This window comes from Kribbella pratensis, assembly GCF_004366075.1.
In the GTDB taxonomy this organism is placed as follows: Bacteria; Actinomycetota; Actinomycetes; order Propionibacteriales; family Kribbellaceae; genus Kribbella; species Kribbella pratensis.
The window spans coordinates 571,063-588,166 of record NZ_SODU01000002.1 but is presented as its reverse complement, the minus strand read 5'-3'; the positions used below and the strand labels follow the sequence as shown (position 1 = coordinate 588,166).

The 17,104-nt window shown below is 68.5% G+C and carries 14 protein-coding genes; 11 read left to right on the top strand and 3 right to left on the bottom strand.

The genetic code is table 11. The annotated features are described in order from the left end of the window. Positions 1-145: 145 nt before the first annotated feature. The 8 genes from EV137_RS17825 to EV137_RS17790 are packed head-to-tail and all read left to right on the top strand — an operon-like array spanning position 146 to position 10,590. Entirely contained in the window at positions 146-934 is a 789-nt protein-coding gene (locus EV137_RS17825; protein ID WP_134130052.1) for a TIGR03084 family metal-binding protein, read from the top strand. After that, positions 927-2,636 carry an acyclic terpene utilization AtuA family protein gene (locus EV137_RS17820; protein WP_134130051.1) on the top strand — a complete coding sequence of 570 codons (1,710 nt, stop codon included), beginning with the start codon at positions 927-929 and terminating at the stop codon, positions 2,634-2,636. Before EV137_RS17825 ends, EV137_RS17820 begins: the two co-directional genes overlap by 8 nt. Further along, a complete protein-coding gene (locus EV137_RS17815) occupies positions 2,633-3,754 on the top strand; it encodes an acyl-CoA dehydrogenase family protein (protein WP_134130050.1) in 1,122 nt (373 codons plus the stop codon). Before EV137_RS17820 ends, EV137_RS17815 begins: the two co-directional genes overlap by 4 nt. Beyond that, entirely contained in the window at positions 3,751-5,304 is a 1,554-nt protein-coding gene (locus tag EV137_RS17810; RefSeq protein WP_134130049.1) for an acyl-CoA carboxylase subunit beta, read from the top strand. Before EV137_RS17815 ends, EV137_RS17810 begins: the two co-directional genes overlap by 4 nt. Before the next feature lie 5 nt (positions 5,305-5,309). Further along, on the top strand, positions 5,310-7,262 hold the full coding sequence (locus tag EV137_RS17805; RefSeq protein WP_134130048.1) for an acetyl/propionyl/methylcrotonyl-CoA carboxylase subunit alpha: 1,953 nt from the start codon (positions 5,310-5,312) through the stop codon (positions 7,260-7,262). Then, positions 7,259-8,416: an acyl-CoA dehydrogenase family protein gene (locus EV137_RS17800; RefSeq protein WP_134130047.1), complete on the top strand. Its 1,158-nt coding sequence runs from the start codon at positions 7,259-7,261 to the stop codon at positions 8,414-8,416. The genes EV137_RS17805 and EV137_RS17800 overlap by 4 nt, the downstream gene beginning before the upstream one ends. A 13-nt stretch (positions 8,417-8,429) precedes the next feature. Continuing rightward, positions 8,430-9,986: an AMP-binding protein gene (locus EV137_RS17795; RefSeq protein ID WP_134130046.1), complete on the top strand. Its 1,557-nt coding sequence runs from the start codon at positions 8,430-8,432 to the stop codon at positions 9,984-9,986. Further along, positions 9,979-10,590 (top strand): TetR/AcrR family transcriptional regulator, encoded by a 612-nt coding sequence (locus EV137_RS17790; protein ID WP_202871027.1) that lies wholly within the window; start codon positions 9,979-9,981, stop codon positions 10,588-10,590. Before EV137_RS17795 ends, EV137_RS17790 begins: the two co-directional genes overlap by 8 nt. Here EV137_RS17790 and EV137_RS17785 read toward each other — a convergent pair. After that, positions 10,563-11,294 (bottom strand): helix-turn-helix transcriptional regulator, encoded by a 732-nt coding sequence (locus EV137_RS17785; RefSeq protein ID WP_134130045.1) that lies wholly within the window; start codon positions 11,292-11,294, stop codon positions 10,563-10,565. The two genes, EV137_RS17790 and EV137_RS17785, sit on opposite strands and share 28 nt — an antisense overlap. A gap of 54 nt (positions 11,295-11,348) precedes the next feature. Between EV137_RS17785 and EV137_RS17780 the strand changes: the two genes are divergently transcribed. Both EV137_RS17780 and EV137_RS17775 read left to right on the top strand, forming a co-directional pair. Beyond that, the gene (locus tag EV137_RS17780) at positions 11,349-12,473 is read left to right on the top strand and encodes an MFS transporter (RefSeq protein ID WP_238175396.1); all 1,125 of its coding nucleotides are present in this window, start codon (positions 11,349-11,351) and stop codon (positions 12,471-12,473) included. Positions 12,474-12,589: 116 nt separating this feature from the next. Then, on the top strand, positions 12,590-13,252 hold the full coding sequence (locus tag EV137_RS17775) for a hypothetical protein (RefSeq protein WP_134130044.1): 663 nt from the start codon (positions 12,590-12,592) through the stop codon (positions 13,250-13,252). On the opposite strand, the gene EV137_RS41460 is transcribed toward EV137_RS17775, so the two are convergent. Further along, positions 13,242-14,465: a hypothetical protein gene (locus EV137_RS41460; RefSeq protein WP_238175395.1), complete on the bottom strand. Its 1,224-nt coding sequence runs from the start codon at positions 14,463-14,465 to the stop codon at positions 13,242-13,244. The two genes, EV137_RS17775 and EV137_RS41460, sit on opposite strands and share 11 nt — an antisense overlap. Next, positions 14,453-15,490, bottom strand: a complete 1,038-nt coding sequence (locus EV137_RS41455; protein ID WP_238175517.1) for an NACHT domain-containing protein — start codon at positions 15,488-15,490, stop codon at positions 14,453-14,455. The genes EV137_RS41460 and EV137_RS41455 overlap by 13 nt, the downstream gene beginning before the upstream one ends. A gap of 165 nt (positions 15,491-15,655) precedes the next feature. On the opposite strand from EV137_RS41455, the gene EV137_RS17765 reads away from it, so the two are divergent. Then, positions 15,656-17,104: an MDR family MFS transporter gene (locus EV137_RS17765; protein ID WP_134130043.1), complete on the top strand. Its 1,449-nt coding sequence runs from the start codon at positions 15,656-15,658 to the stop codon at positions 17,102-17,104.

The following is a 17,104-nucleotide window of genomic DNA, read 5'->3' as shown; positions in this document are numbered from 1 at the left end:
GCAAGTTCCGCAGCTGCCGGTTTCAGCGGCCAAAGGCGCAGTTGGGCCGTGCGTGGGGGGTCCACCTCACCAAAACAAGCACGGTTGATTCTTTTTGGTGGGCGTGGGACGCTCGGGGCACGAGTGCCTCGTGAGGGAGTGCGGCGTGCGACTGGACGAAGTGCTGGCGGATCTGTGGGCCGAGAGTGCGGAGTTGGATCGGTTGGTCGGTGGGTTGGCTGCTGGGGAGTGGTCGACGCCGACGCCGGCCGAGGGTTGGACGATCGCGCACCAGATCGCCCACCTGGCCTGGACCGACGAGGCGACGCAGTTGGCCGCGACCGATCCCGAAGGGTTCAAGGAGCTACTGCAGAAAGCAGCTGCGAGTCCGACGACGTACGTCGATGACGGCGCCGAGGAGACTGCCACACTGCCGCCTGACCAACTGCTGACGTACTGGCGGGAGACCCGGGCCGAGGTCGCCGAGGCGCTGAAGAAGGTGCCGGCCGGCGAGAAGGTGCTCTGGTACGGACCGCCGATGAGCCCGACCTCGATGGCGACCGCGCGGCTGATGGAGACGTGGGCGCACGGGCAGGATGTGTTCGACGCCCTCGGCGTACAACGGCAGCCGAGCAACCGTCTGCGGCACGTCGCCCATCTCGCGGTGCGCACGCGCGACTTCGCGTACCTGCTCAACGATCGCAAGCCGCCGGCCGAACCGTTCCGCGTCGAACTCACCGGCCCGGACGGCGACGTGTGGACCTGGGGTCCGGAGGACGCCGCCCAGCGGGTGACTGCGCCGGCGGTCGACTTCTGCCTGCTCGCCACGCAACGCCGGCACCGCGACGACCTGGCCGTGACGGCTGAGGGCGCGGACGCCGAGGAGTGGCTGGGGATCATCCAGGCCTTCGCCGGCCTGCCCGGGAAGGGTCGTCAGGCAGGACAACATGACTGAGCCGATCCGCATCGGCAACGCGTCCGGCTTCTACGGGGACCGGTTCAGCGCGGTGCAGGAAATGCTGACCGGTGGACCGTTGGATGTGCTGACGGGCGACTATCTGGCTGAGTTGACGATGCTCATCCTCGGGCGGGATCGGATGCGAGACCCAGGACTGGGTTATGCGAAGACGTTCCTGAAGCAGCTCGAGACGGGCCTTGGTGAGGCGCTGGATCGAGGCGTGAAGATCGTCAGCAACGCGGGTGGGCTGAACCCGGCCGGGCTCGCGGAGGCGATCGGACAGCTGGCCGACAAGCTCGGGCTGCATCCGAAGGTCGCCTACGTCGAGGGTGACGATCTGCTCGGGCGCGCAAAGGAGCTCGGGCTGGGCGAGCCCCTGACGGCGAACGCCTACCTCGGCGCGTGGGGCATCGCGGAGGCCTTGCAAGCAGGGGCGAATGTCGTGGTGACCGGTCGGGTCACGGACGCCTCGGTGATCGTCGGACCGGCCGCGGCGCATCACGGCTGGAAGCGCACGCAGTACGACGAACTCGCCGGAGCCGTCGTCGCCGGGCATGTGATCGAGTGCGGCTGCCAGGCGACCGGCGGGAACTACGCGTTCTTCACCGAGATCCGCGACTTCGGGCGCCCCGGATTCCCGATCGCGGAGATCCACGCGGACGGCAGCAGCGTGATCACCAAGCACGACAACACCGGCGGCGCGGTCACGATCGACACGGTCAAGGCGCAGCTCCTGTACGAGATCACCGACGCCCGGTACGCCGGTCCGGACGTCACCACGCGCCTCGATTCGATCGAGCTCGACGACGACGGTCCCGACCGCGTCAGGATCTCCGGCGTCCGCGGTGAAGCCCCGCCGCCGACGTACAAGGTCTCGCTGAACAGTGTCGGCGGGTTCCGCAACGAGGTCGACTTCGTGCTCACCGGGCTGCAACTGGAGCAGAAGGCCGAGCTCGTGCAGCGGCAACTTGAGCAGGCCTTGCCGAAGCGGCCGGCCGAGCTGAAGTGGACGCTGGCGTGGACGGAGAAGCCGAACGCCGAGTCCGAGGAGGAGGCGAGCGTCTTCCTCCGGTGCGCGGTGAAGGATCCGGATCCGAAGGTCGTCGGCCGCGCGTTCAGCAACGCCGCGGTGGAGCTGGCGCTCGCGAGCTACCCCGGATTCCACGTCACCGCGCCGCCCGGCGACAGTTCGCCGTACGGCGTCTTCCGTGCTGGGTACGTCGACATCCACGAGGTGGAGCACGTCGTCGTACTGCCGGACGGCTCCCGTCGCACGATTGAACCTGCGGCGGAGACGCAGCCGCTGCGGCCCGTCGACGACATCGAGGCGCCGATGCCGCTGCTGCAGCTCTCGAGCGGACCGCCGCGGACCCGCGAGGTACCGCTCGGCCGGATCGCCGGCGCCCGCTCGGGCGACAAGGGCGGCGACGCGAACGTCGGCGTGTGGGCTCGCGACGAGAAGGTATGGCGCTGGCTCGCGCACACCCTCACCGTCGAGCTCTTCCAAGTGCTCCTCCCGGAGACGCAGGCGCTGATCGTCACGCGGTACCTGCTGCCGAACCTGTGGGCGATGAACTTCGTCGTCGAGGGTCTACTGGGTGAGGGCGTCGCCGCGCAGGCACGGTTCGATCCCCAGGCGAAGGCCCTCGGCGAGTGGCTCCGGTCGCGGTACGTCGACGTACCGGAGGTGCTGTTGTGAACGCCTTCCGGGAGTCGGTACGGCGGTTCATGGCGGCTGAGGTGTTGCCGCATCTGGATCAGTGGGAGCGGGACGGCGAGCTGCCGCGGGAGCTGCACAAGAAGGCGGGCGCGCTGGGGTTGCTGGGCGTCGGATTCCCTGAGGCGGTCGGTGGTGGGGGCGGGTCGTTGCTCGATGCGCTCGGGGCAGTTGAGGAGATGCACTATGCGGGCGGGTCCGGCGGGCTGGTCGCGTCGCTGCTGACCTGCGGCATCGCACTTCCACACATCATTGCTGGCGGCAACGAGAGGCACATCGAGCGGTGGGTTCGCCCGACCCTGGACGGTGAGCTGATCGGTGCACTGGCGATCACGGAGCCTGGTGGTGGGTCCGATGTGGCGTCGATTCGTACGACGGCGCGTCGCGAGGGTGACGTGTTCGTCGTCAACGGCGCGAAGACGTACATCACGTCAGGTTGTCGCGCTGACTTCGTGACGACGGCTGTTCGTACTGGTGAGGCTGGGGCGCACGGGATCAGCTTGCTGGTGATCGAGCGTGGTATGCCGGGGTTCGCGGTGTCGCGGAAGCTGGAGAAGATGGGGTGGCTCTGCTCGGACACGGCTGAGCTGTCGTTCACCGATGTTCGCGTGCCGGTCGAGAACCTGGTGGGGGCGCAGGACTCCGGTTTCGTGCAGCTCGCGGTGAACTTCGTGGCCGAGCGGCTGACGTTGGCGGTGCAGGCGTACGCCGGTGCGCAGCGGGCGCTCGATCTGACGGTCGAGTGGTGCCGTCAGCGGGTCACGTTCGGGCGGCCGTTGATTTCGCGGCAGAGCGTGCAGCACACGCTGACCGAGATGGCGCGGCGGATCTCCGTGGCGCGGGTCTACGTGCACTCGGTGGCGGAGCGAGCGATCCGAGGCGAAGACGTGATCGCCGAGACCTGTTTCGCCAAGAACACCGCGGTCGAAGCGGGGCAGTGGGTGTGCGACCAGGCGCTGCAGTTGCACGGCGGTCTCGGGTACATGCGGGAGGCCGAGGTGGAACGCCAGTACCGCGACCAGAAGATCCTCGCCATCGGCGGCGGCACCACCGAGATCCTGACCGGCCTTGCCTCCAAACGACTGGGGTTCACTACATGAGTAACCGTGAGGCGATGCTGGAGAAGCTTGCCGCGCTCGACGCCGAGCATGCGAAGGCGCTCGCCGGCGGCGGGCCGAAGTACGTCGAGCGGCATCACAAGCGGGGGAAGTTGCTGGTGCGGGAGCGGATCGAGCTGTTGCTGGACCCGGACTCGTACTTCCTCGAACTGTCGCCGCTGGCCGGCTGGGGTTCGGACTTCACCGTCGGCGCCAGCCTGGTGACGGGGATCGGTGTGGTCGAGGGCGTCGAGTGCCTGATCACCGCGAACGACCCCACGGTCAAGGGCGGTGCGAGCAACCCGTGGACCTTGAAGAAGGCGTTGCGGGCCGACGAGATCGCCCGGGCGAACAGGCTGCCGGTGATCAGCCTGGTCGAGTCCGGCGGCGCGGACCTGCCGACGCAGAAGGAGATCTTCATCCCCGGCGGGGCGATGTTCCGGAACCTGACCCGGTTGTCGGCCGAGGGGATCCTGACGATCGCGCTGGTGTTCGGCAACTCGACCGCTGGCGGCGCCTACATCCCCGGCATGAGCGACTACGTGGTGATGGTCGACGGCGGCGCGAAGGTCTTCCTGGCCGGACCGCCGCTGGTGAAGATGGCGACCGGTGAGGACGCGGACGACGAATCGCTCGGCGGCGCGTCCATGCACGCACGGAAGTCAGGTCTGGCTGACTACTTCGCGGTGGACGAGCCGGACGCGATCCGGCTCGGGCGGCAGATCGTGTCGCGCCTGAACTGGCGCAAACAGGGTCCGGCCCCCAAGCCGGCGTACGACGAACCGCTGCTTGCCGCGGACGACCTGCTGGACATCGTGCCGGGCGACCTGAAGATCCCGTTCGATCCGCGGGACGTGGTCGCTCGCGTGGTGGACGGGTCGGTGTTCGACGAGTTCAAGCCGCTGTACGGGTCGTCGCTGGCGACCGGGTGGGCGTCGGTGCACGGGTACCCGGTGGGGATCCTCGCGAACGCGCGCGGGGTCCTGTTCAGCGAGGAGTCGCAGAAGGCAACGCAGTTCATCCAGCTCGCGAACCGTGCGAACACACCGTTGATCTTCCTGCACAACACGACCGGGTACATGGTCGGGCAGGAGTACGAGCAGGGCGGAATCATCAAACACGGCGCGCAGATGATCAACGCGGTCTCCAACTCCCGCGTGCCACACCTTTCGATCCTGATGGGGGCGTCGTACGGAGCCGGGCACTACGGGATGTGCGGGCGGGCGTTCGATCCGCGGTTCCTTTTCGCATGGCCGTCGGCGAAGTCGGCGGTGATGGGTCCGCAGCAGTTGGCCGGCGTACTGTCGATCGTCGCGCGGGCGGCGGCCGAGGCGAAGGGGCAGCCGTACGACGAGCAGGCCGACCAGCAGATGCGTGCGTACGTCGAGGGACAGATCGAGGCGGAATCGCTGCCGATGTTCCTGTCCGGCCGCCTGTACGACGACGGCGTGATCGATCCCCGTGACACCCGGACCGTCCTCGGCATCTGCCTGTCCGCCATCCACTCCGCCCCGGTCGAAGGTACGTCGTCCTTCGGCGTCTTCAGGATGTGACGCGCATGATCACTTCGGTCCTGGTGGCCAACCGCGGCGAGATCGCCCGGCGCATCTTCCGCACCGCCCGGTCGCTCGGCCTGTCGACGGTCGCGGTGTACTCGAGCGCCGATGCCCGGATGCCGTTCGTCGACGAGGCGGACGCCGCCGTACATCTGCCCGGGAACACCCCGGGCGAGACCTACCTGCGGTCCGACCTGATCATCGACGCGGCGCGGCGGGCCGGCGCGGACGCCGTACATCCGGGGTACGGATTCCTGTCGGAGAACGCGGCGTTCGCGCAGGCGGTGATCGACGCGGGGCTGACGTGGACCGGGCCACCGGTGGATGCGATCTCGTCGATGGGGTCGAAGATCGAGGCGAAGAAGCTGATGGCGGCGGCCGGGGTTCCTGTCCTCGCCGAGCTGACTCCGGCCGAGGTGTCGACGGACGATCTCCCCGTGCTGGTGAAGGCGTCGGCCGGCGGTGGTGGGCGCGGGATGCGGGTGGTGTCGCGGCTGGAGGATCTTGCCGCCGAGATCGACGCGGCGTCGGCGGAGGCGTTGTCGGCGTTCGGCGACGGGACCGTGTTCTGCGAGCGGTATCTGGCGACCGGGCGGCACATCGAGGTGCAGGTCATGGCCGACCGGCACGGCACGATCTGGGCGGTCGGCGACCGCGAGTGCTCGATCCAGCGCCGCCATCAGAAGGTGATCGAGGAGGCCCCGTCGCCACTCGTCGAACGGATCCCGTCGATGCGGGCGGAACTGTTCGACGCGGCACGGAAGGCGGCCGCGGCGATCAACTACGTCGGCGCCGGGACGGTCGAGTTCCTCGCGGACGAGAACGGGAACTTCTACTTCCTGGAGATGAACACCCGCCTCCAGGTGGAGCACCCGGTGACCGAGGAGACGACGGGCCTGGACCTCGTCGCACTACAGTTCGCCGTCGCTGCGGGCGATAGCCTCACGCCCGAACCACCTCCGACGGTTGGTCATGCGATCGAGGTGCGGCTGTACGCCGAGGACCCGCTCAACGACTGGCGCCCGCAGACCGGTCACCTCCACCGCTTCGCCATCGCCGACGACCCGCAGCGGGGAAACAAAGTTGCTCCTGGTGGCGAAAAGTTTCCCCTCAAGGTCCGCGTGGATTCGGGGGTGGAGGACGGGTCGGAGGTCTCGCCGTACTACGACCCGATGCTGGCCAAGGTCATCGCGTACGGGTCCGATCGGGCCGCAGTCGCGCGACGACTCGCCGGCGTACTGGAACGCGCGACGATCCACGGGGTGGGGACGAACCGCGACTTGCTGGCGTGGATCCTCCGGCACCCGGCGTTCCTCGCGGGCGACACCGACACCGCGTTCTTCGACAAGCACGGGGTGGGAGCGGGGCCTGACGACGCGGTGGTGCGGGTGTCGGCGTTGGCTGCCGCGTTGGCGGATGCGGCCGGGTGGGCGGCTCCGGTGCGGGTGCCGAGTGGGTGGCGGAACCTGGCGTCGCAGCCGCAGCGCAAGAGCTACCGCATGGGCGACGTGGTGCACGAGGTTGCCTACCGATACAGCCGTGACGGCCTGATTGCCGACGGCAACATCACGCTTCTGGACAGCAGCCCCGAGCGGGTGGTGCTGGAGGTCGACGGCGTACGGCGGTCCTTCGCCGTGGCGGCGTACGACGGGATCACGTGTGTGGACTCGTCGCTCGGCAGTGTCGCGCTGCATCCGGTGGAACGGTTCGTGGATCCGGCTGACCAGGTCGCGGCCGGGTCGTTGGTGGCGCCAATGCCCGGGACCGTGATCCGGGTCGGCGTCGCGGTCGGTGACGTGGTGAAACAAGGACAGCCGCTGCTGTGGCTGGAAGCGATGAAGATGGAGCACACGATCGCCGCCCCGGCAGACGGGGTCGTCGGTGAGTTGAAGGCGGAAGCAGGACAACAGGTCGAGGTCGGCGCCGTACTGGCCGTGGTTGGGGAGGACGCATGAGCTTCATTGAGTCCGAAGAGCGCCGGGAGCTGCGGAAAGTCGTCGGCGAGCTCGGGAAGAAGTACGGCTACAAGTGGTTCAACCAGCAAGCTCGGACCGGCGGTCACACCACCGAGCTGTGGCTGGAGGCGGGCAAACTCGGGTTCCTCGGCGTGAACCTCCCCGAGCAGTACGGCGGCGGAGGCGGCGGAATGGCCGACCTCTCGATCGTCCTCGAGGAGCTCGGTGCGGCCGGCTGCCCGCTGCTGATGATGGTCGTGTCGCCGTCGATCTGCGGCACCGTGATCTCCCGGTTCGGCACCGACGAGCAGAAACAGCACTGGCTCCCCGGTCTCGCCGACGGGACGACGATCATGGCGTTCGCGATCACCGAGCCCGACGCCGGCTCGAACTCGCACCAGATCACCACCACGGCCCGCCGTACCGAGGACGGCTGGTCGCTGACCGGGCGCAAGGTCTTCATCTCCGGACTCGACGTCGCCAAGGCGATCCTGGTCGTCGGCCGCACCGAGGACGCGAAGACCGGGAAGCTCAAGCCGGCGCTCTTCATCGTCCCGATCGACGCGCCGGGGGTGGAGTTCCGGCAGATCGAGATGGACCTGATCAGCCCGGACAAGCAGTATGCGTTGTTCCTGGACGACGTACAGCTGCCGCGTGAGGCGCTCGTCGGTTCCGAGGACGCGGCGCTGATGCAGTTGTTCGCCGGCCTCAACCCGGAGCGGATCATGGCGTCCGCGTTCGCGATCGGCATCGGTCGGCACGCCCTCGACAAGGCAACGGCGTACGTCAAGGAACGGCAGGTCTGGAAGGCTCCGATCGGCGCGCATCAGGGTCTCGCGCATCCGCTCGCGCAGATCAAGATCGAGCTCGAGCTGGCCCGCCTGATGATGCAGAAGGCCGCGGCGCTGTACGACGCGGGCGAGGATCTCGCAGCGGGTGAGACCGCGAACATGGCGAAGTACGCCGCCGGCGAGGTCGCCGTACGAGCCACCGATCAGGCAGTGCAATCGCTCGGTGGGAACGGTATGACGGTCGAGTACGGCGTGGCGTCGCTCGTCGCCGCGGCCCGGGCGACCCGGATCGCGCCGGTCAGCCGGGAGATGATCCTGAACTTCGTCGCCCAGCACAGCCTCGGGCTGCCCAAGTCGTACTAGGAGGAGTGGGGCAATGATCATCACCAGTGAGTTCCCGCCTGTCGAGGTGCTCGACGTACCGATCCACGACGCCGTGCTCGGCAGAGCGCAGGAGTACGGCGATCGGCCGGCGATGGTCGACGGTGTTACCGGCAAAGAGCTGAGCTACGCCCAGCTGGACCACCTGACCCGGCGGGTCGCGGCCGGACTGGCCGAGCTCGGCATCCGGCACGGTGACGTGATCGCGCTCTACAGCCCCAACACGATCCTGTACCCCGTCGTGTTCTACGGCGCCACGCGCGCCGGCGCGACCGTGACCACGGTGAACGCGCTCTACACCGCGGACGAGCTGCACAAGCAGTTGATCGACTCGAAGGCGAAGTTGCTGGTGACGATTTCGCTCTTCCTGCCGACCGCGACCGCGGCGATCGAGGGCACCGGGGTCGAGCAGATCTTCGTCTGCGACCAGGCCGAGAGGTACCGCTCGGTGCAGGAGCTGTTCGCGTCCACGGGTCCGGAGCCGGTGGTGACGATCGATCCGGCTGTGGACGTCGCAGTACTGCCCTACTCGAGCGGAACGACCGGCGCCGCCAAGGGCGTGATGCTGACGCACCGGAACATCGCGACGAACATCTCCCAGGCGGAGGTGATGATCCGGCTGGGCGAGGAGGAGCGGATCATCGCGATCCTGCCGTTCTTCCACATCTACGGGCTGTCGGTGTTGATGAACCTGCCGCTGCGACTCGGCGCGACGGTCGTCGTACTGCCGAAGTTCGACCTCCAGCAGTTCCTGACCACGCTGGACGAGCAGCGGATCACGCGGGCGTTCGTCGCGCCGCCGATCGTCCTGGCGTTGGCGAAACATCCGGCCGTCGACGCGGTGGACCTGTCGCGGCTCAAGTACGTGACCTCGGCCGCTGCTCCGCTCGACGGCGAGCTGGCCGAGGCATGTGCGAAGCGGCTCGGGTTGCACGCCGTACTGCAGGCCTACGGGATGACGGAGTTGTCGCCGGGCACACACGCCGTACCGCAGGACGACCAGGAGCCGCCGCCAGGTGCGGTAGGGAAGCTGTTCCCGTCGACCGAGATGCGGCTGGTCGGTGCCGATGGCAACGACGCCGACGAGGGCGAGATCTGGATCCGCGGGCCGCAGGTGATGAAGGGGTACCTCGGGCGGCAGGCGGAGACGGACGCGACGATCGACGCGGACGGCTGGCTGCACACCGGCGACATCGGGCGGATGGACGCGCGCGGCTACCTGTACGTCGTGGACCGCGTGAAGGAGCTGATCAAGTACCACGGGTACCAGGTGCCGCCCGCCGAACTGGAGGCCGTGCTGCTCACCGACGACCGGATCGCGGACGCGGCGGTCATCGGGATCGATGCGGACGGCAACGAAGTACCGAAGGCGTTCGTGGTGCCGATGCCGGGGGTTTCGCTGACGGCGGACGATGTCATGGAGTACGTCGCCGCGCGGGTGGCGCCGTACAAGAAGATCCGGCAGGTGGAGTTCATCGACGCCGTACCGAAGGCCGCGTCGGGGAAGATCCTGCGCCGGGAGTTGCGGGCGCGTGAGGCTGCGCGTGAGTGAGGTTCTGAAAGCACCCCAGCAGGACCGGTCGCGGGCGACGCGGCAGCGGCTGCTGGAGGCCTCGGTCGAGTCGCTGGCCGAGGTCGGGTACGCCGCGACGACGGTGTCAGTCGTCGCGGCCCGGGCCGGGGTGTCGCGGGGTGCGGCGCAGCATCACTTCCCGACGCGGGCGGATCTGTTCGCGGCTGCGGTCGAGTACATGACCGAGGTGCGGTTGGCGGAGATCCGCGCGCAGGCCGCAGCGCTGCCGAGCGGAGCTGGGCGCACTGAGGCGATCGTGGGGATGCTCGCGGACGTGTACACCGGGCCTCTCTTTCGCGCCGCACTGCACCTGTGGGTGGCGGCGTCGACAGAGGAGGCGTTGCGGCAGCAGATCGTGCGGCTGGAGTCACATGTGGGTCGGCAGGCGCACCGGGCGCTGCTCGAGGTGCTGGACATCAGTGAGCGGACTCCTGGGGTGAGGGAGACCGTGCAGGGGGTCTTGGACATGGCGCGCGGTCTTGGGTTGGCTGACCTGCTCACGGACGACAGTGCGCGCCGGCGCGGCATTGTCCGCCAGTGGAGCCGCATTCTCGATCAGGCCCTGCGTGAGCCGGGTGTGTGACCGAAGGCGCGCCGAAACGTATCAATGAACGCACTGGTCGACGCCCAGCCGCATGCGTGCGCTACCTGAGTCACAGAGTTCCCCTCTGCCAGCAACCTCAACGCCTCGTGCAACCTGAGCTGAGTCCGCCACTGCGGGAACGTCATACCGAGCTCGACCTTGCACAGCCGGCTCAGGGTCCGCTCACTCGCCCCGACCGCTCGCCCCAACTCCGTCAGGGTTCTGGCGTCCGCAGGATCCTCCCGCAACACGTCACAGGCTGCCGCGAGCCTGGCGTCACGTGGTGTGGGTAGATAGGTGGGCCGCTGAGGCGAACGCCGCAACTGGTCCAGCAGTACTGCACGCAGGCGCTGCGTCTCATCAGGTTGGTTCTCTGCGGGATCTGTGTAGGCCAGGATCAGCTCTCGGAGGAGGGGGCTTACTACCAGGGCTGACGGGGCGTCCAGATCTAGTGGGTTCTCCTCCAGGCCCACCGTGTGGAGTGATGTCTCGCCGTACGCGCGGTGTTGGTGGAGGGTGCCGGCTGGGATCCAGATGGCTCTGGTCCCGGGGGCTACCCAGCTGCCGGCGTCGGTGGTGACGGACAGGACCCCGCGACCGGCGTACACGATCTGGTTCCGGTCGTGCCAGTGCGGGTCGATGCCGCCACCGGCCTGGATCGGCTGGTGACCGGTGCTCGCGGGACGTTGGCGGGTTTCCGGCATGAATTGGCATTTTATCGGAAGCCGGACAGGCTGCCGGTCCGTGACGATCGAGTGGTGTGGAGACTTCGACCGATCGGGCTGATGGCCACCGGCCACGCATGCGTGGACATCTACCAGGGCTGCGTGCCGGCGCTCGTACCGTTCCTGGTCGCCGAGCGCGGTCTCGGGTACGTCGCGGTGTCCGGCATCACGCTCGCCGCGACACTGCTCTCCTCGGTCGTCCAGCCCGTGTTCGGCGTACTGACCGATCGCCGCTCGCTCACCTGGCTGATCCCGGTCGCGATGACCACCGCCGGACTCGGCATCGCCCTCATCGGCGTCGGACAGACCTACTGGCTCACGTGGTTGGCGGCCGCGCTGTCCGGGCTCGGCGTCGCGGCGTACCACCCGGAGGCGGCCCGGATGGCCCGCGTCGTGAGCGGCGGCAGCCACGTCGGGATGAGCTGGTTCTCGGTCGGCGGGAACGTCGGGTTCGCGCTGGCGCCGGTCCTGGTCACACCGATCGTCGCCGCGGGCGGGTTGTCGCTGACGCCACTGCTGGTCGTACCCGCGCTCTTCGGTGCCGCGATCACCACCTGGGCGGTCCGCTCGCGCGCTCACGTGGTGATCGCCCGGGGCGGCGGTGGAGGGACGGACGACTGGCCGTCGTTCCTGCGGTTGTCGCTGATCATGATCTGCCGATCGATCGTGTTCGTCGGCCTCGGTACCTTCATCGCGCTGTACGCCGGGCAGCGGGTCGGCGGCGGTACGACGACCGGCGGGATCGCCTTGTTCGTCCTCTTCGCAGCGGGCGCACTCGGCACGCTCCTCGGCGGCCGCCTCGCCACCCGCTACGGACGAGTCCGCACCCTACGGACGTCGTACGCCGTCGCCGTACCCGCGATCGCCTTCCTGGTGTTCGTCCCCGGGCCGGCGTTCTTCGGTTTCCTCGCGGCGGCCGCGATCGCGATGTCGGTCCCCTTCTCGCTGCATGTGACCCTCGGCCAGGACTTCCTCCCCAGCCGCGTCGGCACGGCGGGCGGCATGACCCTCGGCCTCGCCGTCAGCATCGGCGGCGTCGCGACCCCGGTCCTAGGCACCATCGCCGAGCACACCTCTCTGCGCCTCGCCCTCAGCACACTGATCGCACTGGCCCTGTGCAGCACCCTGATCGGCTACACCCTGAACGAACCAGCTTGAACGGCGGCTGACCGCGATTCGTCGCGGGTACCGGGAGATACAGCGGAAGCGCCGCGGAATGCGGCTGAAGTAGCTGGCAGCACACCGTCGTACGGCGGTCTTGTCAGGGAGTGACCATGATGCGTCAACGGGGCGCGGTCCACCGGGAACCCAAGGTCCTCGAGGTCGGACTGGACGAGTTGTTACAGGCGGGCTACGAGCGCGCGGAGCGCGATCCCGACCCTGACAACGATGAGGACGATGCTGATCAAGGCGTCGTCGACGAGTGGCGAGCGGACGAGGGCGTGTCGTTCGGCGTCGCCTTCTTCGGCTGGCTGGTTGCCGGCGGCATCGTCGTACTGCTGCTGGCGTCGGTCGCTGCTGCCGGCACCCTGATCGGCTGGGAAAGGCTTGCCGGCTGGGAATGGGTCTATGTCACCGCTTGGATCGTCGTCGTTGTGTCGCTGGGAATCGGTGCGTTCTCCGGCGGCTACGCCGGGGGACGGATGGTGCCGGCGCATGGTGGACGGCAAGGCCTGGACGTGTGGCTGCTCAGTTGGTGCGCCACCGCCCTGATCGTCGGTCTGGGGTACATCGCCGACCGCGAATACGACCTCGTCGCAAGGATCGACTGGACGTCCCTACCGATCGCCGAGACCGATCGTACGGCGGCGGCGCTGGTCGGACTCGCCGCGATTCTGCTCGTCACGTTGGTGAGCGCGGTGGTGGGCGGTGCTGCCGGCAGCCGCTGTTCCGCGCGGTTGAGCCGGCTCAACCAGCAGCACCAAGCTATGCCCTGAACGAACCGGCTTGAGTGCGGGCAGCGCGTTCTCCGATGCGACGGTCGACCTTTGCCGCGAGTTCGTCCGGTGTGCATTCGGCCAGGTGGTCGCGGACGAGGAGGTGGATGAACGAGTACTGCGCACGCCCGGTGCGAGCCAGTACGTGGCGGTCCGCGGCGTACTGCAAGAAGGCTCGGCGGTGCCACGGCAGGTACCCGCTCCAGCGGAGGAGCGAGTCGTGCAGCAGCCGGGACAGCGGGCCGGCCAGGACGGGTGGACGACGCCGCCAGGCCTTCGCCGCGACCGTGCCGACCACGATGCCAGCGACCGCTTCCAGTTGCGGCGACGCAAAGTCCGCTCCCAGGACCAGTGCAACCAGGAACGCGGCAACGGCTCCGCCAGCGACCCATGGGTCCATCCGCCACCCCTTGTCGGCTGTGGTGGGGAGGTGGTCCGTCGGCAGCGACTTCAGCATCCTGATCGCGTGAGCAATAAGGAGGCCGATTGCCACCCCACAGGCGAACGCTGTGGGGTCGCCGAGGCTCAGGGTGATCCAGCTCGCCGCCACAACCACAGCCAGCCGTACGCCGAGGAGCAGCCGCCGCCGGTTGTCGTGGAACACGATCAGCTCGACTACGTAGGATCCAGCGATCACAGCGCCCTCGACGACGAGTGCGGGCTTGGCGGTGAGCAGCTCGACCAGCCCGAGCGCGGCAACAGTCACCGCGACAGTAATCGCCGTACCTGCGAACAAGATGAGGGCGAAGAGCGGTACTCGGTCCGGCCCGTTCCCCTCGTGTTTCTGCCAGGGGTGCGGCAGGAGGTGGACGAGTAGCAGCGCAGCACCGGCCACAGCCAGTCCGGCGAGTACGCCGTACTGCGCGAGCATCACCAGCGTCACGCCGGCAGTCAGGGCAGCGAACAGTGCGGGCAGGCACACCGCGTGCGTCAGGTAGTCCACACCCGGCAGCGACAGCCCGTACCACCCGTCAGGCATCATCCACCGCGGTACGGCGGTCCGGTCACCGGCACGGCGTCGAGTCCACCAGGCCAGACACCATAGGCGCCGTACGGCGGTCTTCGCGTCGTACTGTCTCGCGGTCTGGCGGTTTCGGGCGAGGACTTCGCAGATGTAGGTGTCGAAGAGTTCACGGCGCAGGTCTGCGACGCCGCGGGCGTTCACATCCTCCGGCGCTCGCCCCTGGTACGCCAGGACCATCACGTTGAGCATGAGCGCGAATTGACCAGCTCCCAGAGTGCGTCGTCCTGCTCGATCGCAGCGCGCGCACCGTCGAGCGCCGGCCCGACGGTGGTGAAGTAGTCGAGGACCTGTTCTCTCGTGAGCGGTCTGATGTGTACGGCGCCGAACAGCCGGAGCTTGTGGGGGAGGCGTTCGTAGTCGTTCGTTCGGCACGTGACTGCGAGCTGGCCGATCCGGTAGTTGCGCCGGAGCTCCTCCAGGACCGGTGCGAGCTTGGCACGGCTCGGTTCGGCGATCTCGTCCAGTCCGTCGAGCAGAAGGGTCAGCTCGCCGTTGCTCAGCCAGGTGCGTCCGACAGCGGGCGGGATTCCGTAGCGGTCGTCCAGCTCGTACAACAGCCAGCGGACGAAGCCGGCGACCAGTGGGCTGTCACTCGGGTCGTCGTCGTTCTTGTACGACGACTGTGCGGTCCAGCCGGCCAGGTCGACCACGACAGGGAGGGGCTGGCCCTTGTCGACATGTGCATTCTTGGCGAGGTTTCGGGCAAGGTCGAGGAGCAGGGTGGTCTTGCCGGCACCAGGTGCGCCGAGGATCAGCATCGAGTCCTGGAGCTCGTCGAAGACACCTGCGATGTCCGCCTCGTTCGGTACGCGCCGCGGTGCGCTGTCGAGCGGCTGGACGAACAGGTCGTACGGGCGGACCACGACGCCGGGGTGCTCGTCGAGGGCCAGGGCGACGCGGGTGCGGGCCGCGAGCGAGCCGGCACGACGCTCGGAGAAGTACCGGTCGATGCGGGCAAGGGCGTTGGGGCGGTTGCGCGGCTGGTCGGCACCGCGGTTGGAGATGATCGGCAGGCGGCGGTCGCGCAGCTCGAACAGTGCGGTCAGCACCGCGACGACCCAGAGCACCCCGATCGCCGGCCAGACCCAGCCGACGTACGGCGCGAGAAAGGCCGGTGCGGTGCCGCCGGTGCCGACGTTGATCGCGATCGGCAGCAGTACGAGCGCGAGCGAGACAGTCACCACGAGCACGACGCCACGCAGTACGGCCCGCATCCTCACCCCTCGGAGCGTAACGGCCCGTGAGCCCACCGTCCCGACCCAGGGCGCGTCGTACTCCGCTTGCACTGGGGCGTCCTGCTTCGTCGTACCCAGGGGACCGTCCGGTGGGCGGGCTGAGAGTGGGGAAGAGTTGCCGGTTCACATACATTGGTTGGTGATATGACTACGGAGCGGATCGACCGGACGGGCGTGGGGCTTCGGTCGGAGCGGGGCCCGATTCTGCTCGCGGTGATGCTGAGCGTCGGGCTGGTCGCGATCGACGCGACGATCCTCGCCACCGCCGTACCGTCCATCGTCGCCGACCTCGGCGGCTTCACCCAGTTCCCCTGGCTGTTCTCGATCTACCTGCTCGCGCAGGCCGTGTCGGTGCCGATCTACGGCAAGCTCGCGGACCAGCGCGGCCGGAAGCCGATCATGCTGCTCGGCGTCGGACTGTTCCTGCTCGGGTCGGTGCTGTGCGGGTTCGCCTGGAGCATGCCGGCGCTGATCGCGTTCCGGCTGATCCAGGGGCTCGGCGCCGGTGCGATCCAGCCGATCGGGATGACGATCGTCGGCGACATCTACACGGTCGCGGAGCGGGCCAAGGTGCAGGGCTACATCGCCAGCGTCTGGGGGATCTCGTCGTTCGTCGGACCGACGCTCGGCGGCGTGTTCTCGGACTTCATCTCCTGGCGGTGGATCTTCTTCGTGAACATCCCGCTCGGGATGGCGGCCGCCTGGGTGCTGGTCCGCCGGTTCGACGAGCAGGTGGCGGACAAGACCAGCCACCGGATCGACTACGCCGGCGCGATCCTGCTCTCGGTCGGCGGTTCGCTGCTGCTGCTCGGGTTGCTCGAGGGCGGCGTGATGTGGGCCTGGGACTCCCCGACGAGCATCGTGATCCTGGCCGCGGCCGTCGTACTGCTGACCGCGTTCGTGCTGGTCGAGCGGCGCGCGGCCGAGCCGATCCTGCCGCTGTGGGTGCTCGGCCATCGGGTCCTGAACTCGGCCAACTCGGCCGCGCTCCTGATCGGGTTGCTGATGATCGGGCTCTCGACGTACGTGCCGCTGTTCGCCCAGAGCGTCCTCGGTACGTCGGCCCTCGTCGCCGGGTTCACGCTCGCCGCGATGACCCTCGGCTGGCCGATCGCGGCGTCGCTCGCCGGGCGGATCTACCTGCGCGTCGGCTTCCGTACGACGATGTCGATGGGCGCCCTCATCGTCGTCCTCGGATCCGGTGTCCTGCTCACGGTCAGCGCCACCAGCGCCGTATTGCACCTCGCCGCGGCCTGCTTCATCATCGGCATCGGTCTCGGGTTCTCCGCATCACCGTCGGTCGTGGCGGCGCAGTCGTCCGTCGAATGGCAGACGCGCGGTGTGGTGACCGGTGCGAACATGTTCGCCCGCTCGGTCGGCAGCGCGGTCGGGGTCGCGGTCTTCGGCGCAGTGGCGAACGGCGTCGTCGCCGCCCGCCTGGGAGACGACCACGCGGACCTGGAGAAGGTACCCGCCGGCGTCCTGGCCCCCGCGATCCACGACGTCTACTACGGCGCCGCCGCAGCCGCCCTCCTCCTCGTAGTAGCCGTCCTCTTCATGCCCAACCGAATCACCGAACGCCCACCCCGCTAG